Genomic DNA, 6,471 nt, shown 5'->3' with positions numbered 1-6,471 from the left:
ATATTTTAATGGTTTGGTTTCCATCGCTAAGATAATCATTTTCAATGATATATTAGCTAAAATATGCTGCTTTTTTTATCTCTTATTCTCTGATTATCAACTTCATTTCTAACTGCGAAACATCAGTCATTAGTAACTTCTTACAGGTGAATACTTGAATTCAAATCGTGGAGAAGTGAATAGACAGTATTACCCGACAGAGCAACTATGACAAAGCAACGCCATCAAAAAAATGACGGCATAAACAAAGCATAGACTGATTGTCTTGACCTAAAAGATTGATTGGAATTTATTCAGGACTGCCTATCACTTAGATAGAAGTCCGTAGTCTGCAAAGACAAAACATAGAGATATTCTTTTATAATTATACAACGGCAAATTTAGTAACTTTGCTTGACAAATTAACGAGAAAGAAGAGAAAATGAAAGCCGACCGCATAACATCACCTATACGCAAGCAGGGGGTTCGTGCTTCGTAAGACAGGAAAATGGTAAATTTGAAGTTCAGTTCTTCGTAGGAAGTTTTGTGGTAAAATGCCCTGCCTGCGTATAGCTGAAAAACGTTGGGCTTCATACAAAAAAAACAAACCGTGCGATATTTTTTGTAAATTTGATTTAATAAGACTTTTAAAATGGACACACAAACAACAAAACTGGAATTACTCAAGGCTATTTTGGATAATGAAAATTCCGAATTTATTCAACGTGTATCAGATTTCGTGAAAAAAGAAAAAAATGACTTTTGGAATGAATTAAGTTTGTCTGAACAGAAAGAAATAAAAAAGGGAATTGAGGATTTGAATAATGGAAAAAGAATATCTTATGATTCTTTTTTAAAGAAAATTTCACAGTAAATGAAAGTATTCTTATCTGAACTTGCCGAATCAAAACTCCTAAAGCTTTCGGAATATTTATTAGAAAACTGGAATTTAAAAACAAGAGATAAATTTATTTCAAAACTATCTGAAAAAATTAAACAAATATCTCTACAACCAAATAGTTGCCCTACTACATCAGGATTTGAAAATCTTTATAAATGTGTTGTAACTAAACAAACAACATTTTACTACAGAGTTAATTTGGATAAAAAAGAAATTGAAATCATAACAATTTTCGACACAAGACAGCATCCGGACAAGCTTAAAAAAGATATAGAATGAAAAGATAAACTACTTTCTAAAAAAGCAAACAGCTAAAAAGCATTTATAGACGATTTAAGACGTTACTATGTTTCCCCCCTGTATAGTATCAGTATTTGCTTTAAAAGTTATTTGCATCTCTTCTATAGTTGTTTTGAGAGTGTTTTTAAAATGCAAACTAACGCCCTTACGGTTGTTTCCTCATTTTCTACCATTTCTTACCATTTGGATTTATGATCCAAATGCCAAAAAATGCCATAAAATCGAGGTTACAGAAATAATTTTTAATCCTTTCCTGGAATTTTTAATTTGCCCTGGAGTTTACGACCAGTAGGAGTGTGGAGAAATTTAATCTAAATCATTCTCCAAGTCCTTCTTTAGTGCTGAAATAAGATATCCAATCTTGTTTGTTGCATTGTTTCTATGTGCGTTTATCCTTACTTTATCAAAAAAATTAAGAAGGAAATCCCCATGTTTCTTTTTAGCATCAAAAAACGTATCATGGTTATTCTTTATTTGTTTAGGAGACATTTGAAAGTGTTCATTTAAATAAGTTCTTTCTGTTCTTGATAAATAAGCAGAAGAGCCTACTTTTTTAGCGAGTTCGTGCTTTTCTGCTTCTTCGCTTGCGTATTGTGGTTGGAAGATGGGAGTGAAAGTAATTGAGTGAAAAGAACGACCTTTTTTATTCAATTTAAATGAAAAAGTATAAGGACTTTTTTCATTTAATTCTGCTTGTGCTGGTTCTATAACTCTTTTCACAAAATCTGATGGACGCTTATATTTATCTCCTAAACTAAACATTTTTTTCAAATCATCAATTGTGTAGGTTAGAGGTTTTTTTTGACCACTCATAAGCTCATAGAATCGAATTGAGTAAACAGAATCAAACGACATAGTTAATCCAAACTCATACTTCCTAAAACCTTGAGAATAGTCTGCAAATGCTTTATACATAAGTTCAGACATGCGAAACTTTACAATTCCAGAGCGTTTTTTTGCGTAAACTCTTTCAATAAAAGATAATCTCACACTTCCACCTTCTCCATCCCCGAACTGAATAAATCTATCTTGTAAGGAATGGAAAGCTTTGATAATTCTATCATAATTATTATCCTCATCATCACCTAAGATAGACTTGATGTCAAAAGAATACTCCCTATCTTTAAATAAATCTTCATCAATATTTATGACACCACTTAATTTTTCGCCTTGCAGATAGTCTTGATTAGCTTTGACTATATGTAGCAAGATGCGCTTTGCATATATGTTTGCATCATATCTTGCAACAGTTAGGAGGTACGATTGAATAACATTTTTATTTACCATAGAATCATTTTTTTTAGAGTTGTAAAATTAGGCAGAGCACACTTTTTTAACACTCATTGTGTCGTAGTTAGAATGTATCTACCTAATAAACAGCAGTTTATTTTTTTATATACTATTATTTTATTATCATGTCATTTGATAGAGACAAAAGTAATAAATTAATTACGACATGCAACTAAAATTGCGCAGTAAAATGGTTTAACACTCTAAAAGTCGTAGTTAGATACTCTTTTAACACTCTAAAAGTCGTAGTTAACACTCTAAAAGTCGTAGTTGGGTTTTTTTTAATCCTCTGTAACTGTTATGTAATATATGTTTAAGGTGTGTCAGTAAAACATTTGATAAGCATATAACAAGTGTGTTTATATAACACAACATTAGGTTTAGGGGAAAAATGCAAAAGAAAACAGGAAATTGCATCATTCTTCAGTTCTCAAAACTTGTTATACAAGAATTGAGAAAGAAGAATGAAAAAAGAAAAATCCAGAACGTTGGGAAAACAAAAACAAATGGTATCTTTGAAGCACCGTTCTGAATAGAAGTATAGCCCACTAGACTTTGTACCAAAGTGCGGGCTCTGCGAGGCTTAAAAACTCCAGCTTTGCGGAGTTTTTATAAATTCGACAAGTCAAATTTAAAGAAAGTAAAAACAGGTATGGGATACGCAGTTTATCACGTAGAAAAAGGAAAAGGTAGAAGCGGTGGAATTGGGAAACATATCGACCGCAAAGAAAGTATGGGTGGATGGAATACATTCGAACATCGTAAACATGAAGAGACTAAAAACAATAGAAGCTTTATACTTAATAAGCATTGTGAAAAGTCTTTACCACAAGCAGTAAGGGACAGAATCAAAGAGGGATATAAAGGCGAAAAGGCTATAAGAAAAGATGCGGTTAGATTTCAAACTCACATCCTAACGGGTAGCCATGAGCAGATGAAAGATATCTTTGCCGATGAAAAGAAAAAAGAACAATGGATAAAAGCCAATAAAGAATGGATGCAAGAACGCTATGGAAAAGAAAACATTGTAAGATTTGTTCTCCACGTTGATGAAAGAACACCACACATCCACGCTATCACTGTTCCTTTGACCAAGGATGGAAGATTATCAGCCAAAGAATATACAAAAGGAAAAAAAGAAATGCGAGATATGCAAACCGATTATGCAAATAAAATGGCTGGATTCGGGTTAAAAAGAGGATTAGAAAGAACAGGAATAAAGCATGAAACAGCTTTGGAATATTACGCTCGACAGGATGCAGCTGAAAAATTATGGAAAGATAGAAAAATAGAAATAGTAGAACCAAAAAAGCCTTTAGGATTCACTATAAACACAAAAGAAATCATTGAGCAAAACAAGAGCCTTGCAAGTTTATCCATAGGTTTAACAAAAGATATTATCCAACAAGAAAAGGAGATAAAGAGAAAGGATTTTAAATTAAAAGAAGTTGGGGAAGCGAATACCAATTTAAGAACTAAAATAAAGGAAATAGGAGTTTTAATTAATGATCCAGAATTACTTGCAAAGAGGTATCATCAAAGAATACAGGAAATAGAGCAATTGAAACAGGAGCAAGAAGAACAGCTGAAGCAAAGAAGAAATCCGGAACGAGATTTGGACCAAGAACAACGCCCGCGAAACAGAGGTATGAGAATGTAATACCACCATTTTATTTTTCATCATAATGTTTTTATTATTTAATTGCTTATTTTTGGAAAGTAAATTTTGAAATAGAATATTATTGCGTATAACATCCAAATTTAAATGTATATACGAATGTTTAAAGAAAAGTTGCGTAAAGAAGACGTTGTGCGTCAGCTAAAAAAACAACATTGCTACACAGAAAATTTAAAAAACATCTACAGTATAGTTATGAAGGATGAAATTTTTCAGGAACAACTTTGAGCATTTCTAAAAAACAATTTTTCCATTGATTTGCAGACAAACAGACAATTTTGGAATTAAGGTCAACTCCAAATTTTTCTGAAATTGACCTAACTTGTTTTTTTCTAAAAATAGACTTCATAGCTGTTTTGACTGTTAAATCAGGTTTTTGTAACATATACGAAACAAAATTTAAGTACTTAACCTTAAGCCCAATATCTAATGAAATCTGTTTTCTTTCAATTCTCAAAAGTGCTGATTTGACAGTTGGTGGTGGCAAAAAACTTTCAGGATTTATCTCATACAGGAATTTCAAATCATAATAGGTATGATAAAGTACTGTCAATGGGTTATAAACCTTACTTGAAAACAATTTTTTTGCCGGTTCTGACTGAAGGATAATTGAACCGCATAGAAAATATTCGACATTTTCAAACATCAGACTACTAAAAATATCAGATGTAATACCAAAAGGAATATTTGAAACTACTTTAAATGGAACTTTCGGAACCACAAAATTTCTATAATCACAACTAACCACTTGAACGTTTTGAGCGTGAATGAATTTTTTGCGCAAATGTTGACTTAATGCAACATCGTTTTCAATGGCAATAACTTTATCGACATTTTTTAAGAGATGAACAGTTAGAAAACCCTTACCAGCTCCAATATCTAAAACTGTATCGTGTTGATTTATATTTGATTCTTTTATTGCATCTTTAATAAGCACTTTGTCAATAGTAAAGTGCTGACCCGTAAAACGAACGGGCAATTTCTTTTTTGTCATTATTTACTTCTTACAGGTGAATACTTGAATTCAAATCGTGGAAAATTAATAGACGTTTTGTCTATACCAAAAAAAATAAGGATTTTTACTCAGGACTGCCTATCACTTGATAGAAGTCCATAACTTGATAAAACAAGACATAATGCAGAAATTGTAATTATTAGAGCACAAAGATATTAACTTTGCCTAGAATAACAAAGAATAAATTGAAAGAAAAAAAGCCGAACGCACAACATCGGCTATAGCAAATGCGGGCTAAGGTACTAGAATGAAAGTAATTACACAAAATAAACTAATCGCTAAACGGAAAGGCAAGTGCCTTGAAATCCCGCACTTGCCATAGCCGTAGCCGTTGTGCCTAATTAAAAAAAACTAAATGATAACATCAATATTTCTAAGACATTTCAAAATTTATAAGGGAATTACCTTTATTCCAATTTCAGAAGGAGTTGGATTTTCTAGTTTAATAGGAGAAAATGGTGTTGGAAAAAGTTCTGTTTTAGAAGCAATTGATTGTATCTTAAACAAAAAGAATAACGATTGGCCTATTAACAATGAAGCTAAGAATGAAGGCGTTGGTGGCGATAACTTCCCTTATATCGCACCAGTATTTTTGATTAAAAAAAGCAAATTAAAAAACACAAAAACAGCAGACCAAGAACTTTATGAGAAAGCTGAAAAGCTTTCAAATTTTATTTGGAATAATAACTTAAAAACCAAGTCTAAAAGTTCCTCTGAATTTAATAGCCATAAGTCAGAGTTAAAAAAATCTTACAATAAAGAAGATTACTTTTTACTAATTGTAGGTAAAAAACATAACGACAACTCAATATACTTTGGTGGTTATCAAAATTATATAGATTTTGTTGGGGAAAGCCCCGCTATTAAATCTAGTGACGAAGAAATTCAGAATTACTTCAAAGGATTTTATGACTACTTAATTTCTCATTATTCTTATTTATATATACCTGTTGAAACGGATGTCTTTACTTATACCAAATTAGAAACTGTAGAAATGCAGAAACTAATGGATAAAAACATACAAGATGAAATTGTAAAAGCTATTAGACCTGGCACCCTAAGACAGATTAATAAGGATTTAAATAGTTTTGTTAAAGATGTGGAAAGTATTTTGGAAGAGTATGAATATAAAGGTTATCATAAAAATAGCCTTACAATGCCCGACCTAGTCTCTAAAATAATAGAAGCTTATTTTTCTATAAAAGTTCTAAATAAAAAGCCGAAAACTGGGACAAAATTAATTCCTGTAAGTGAATTGAGCTCAGGCGAAAAAAGAAAAGCTCTTATAGATGTTGCATATTCTTTTCT

General features: G+C 31.5%; 6 protein-coding genes. 4 read left to right on the top strand and 2 right to left on the bottom strand.

Annotation, left to right across the window (positions count from 1 at the left end; genetic code table 11):
- Window positions 1-631 precede the first annotated feature (631 nt).
- Window positions 632-853, top strand: coding sequence for a hypothetical protein (locus VNJ50_RS14535; protein WP_325583019.1), 222 nt, complete (start codon window positions 632-634; stop codon window positions 851-853).
- A complete protein-coding gene (locus tag VNJ50_RS14530; protein WP_325583018.1) occupies window positions 854-1,159 on the top strand; it encodes a type II toxin-antitoxin system RelE/ParE family toxin in 306 nt (101 codons plus the stop codon). It begins immediately after the preceding gene.
- 327 nt (window positions 1,160-1,486) lie between these two features.
- Here the strand turns inward: VNJ50_RS14530 and VNJ50_RS14525 are convergent, their stop codons facing one another.
- Window positions 1,487-2,467 (bottom strand): replication initiation protein, encoded by a 981-nt coding sequence (locus VNJ50_RS14525; RefSeq protein ID WP_325583017.1) that lies wholly within the window; start codon window positions 2,465-2,467, stop codon window positions 1,487-1,489.
- Window positions 2,468-3,122: 655 nt separating this feature from the next.
- Here VNJ50_RS14525 and mobV point away from each other — a divergent pair.
- A complete protein-coding gene (gene mobV / locus VNJ50_RS14520) occupies window positions 3,123-4,130 on the top strand; it encodes a MobV family relaxase (protein WP_325583016.1) in 1,008 nt (335 codons plus the stop codon).
- A 211-nt stretch (window positions 4,131-4,341) separates the two neighbouring features.
- Here mobV and erm read toward each other — a convergent pair whose 3' ends face one another.
- A complete protein-coding gene (gene erm / locus VNJ50_RS14515) occupies window positions 4,342-5,142 on the bottom strand; it encodes a 23S ribosomal RNA methyltransferase Erm (RefSeq protein ID WP_109360834.1) in 801 nt (266 codons plus the stop codon).
- A gap of 376 nt (window positions 5,143-5,518) precedes the next feature.
- Between erm and VNJ50_RS14510 the strand changes: the two genes are divergently transcribed.
- Window positions 5,519-6,471 (top strand): AAA family ATPase (locus tag VNJ50_RS14510; RefSeq protein WP_325583015.1); only part of this gene is annotated, 953 nt, incomplete at its 3' end.

Source organism: Gelidibacter sp. (assembly GCF_035577925.1).
In the GTDB taxonomy this organism is placed as follows: Bacteria; Bacteroidota; Bacteroidia; order Flavobacteriales; family Flavobacteriaceae; genus Gelidibacter.
Note: the sequence above shows the minus strand (reverse complement) of the source record. Positions and strands in the feature narration are given on the sequence as shown.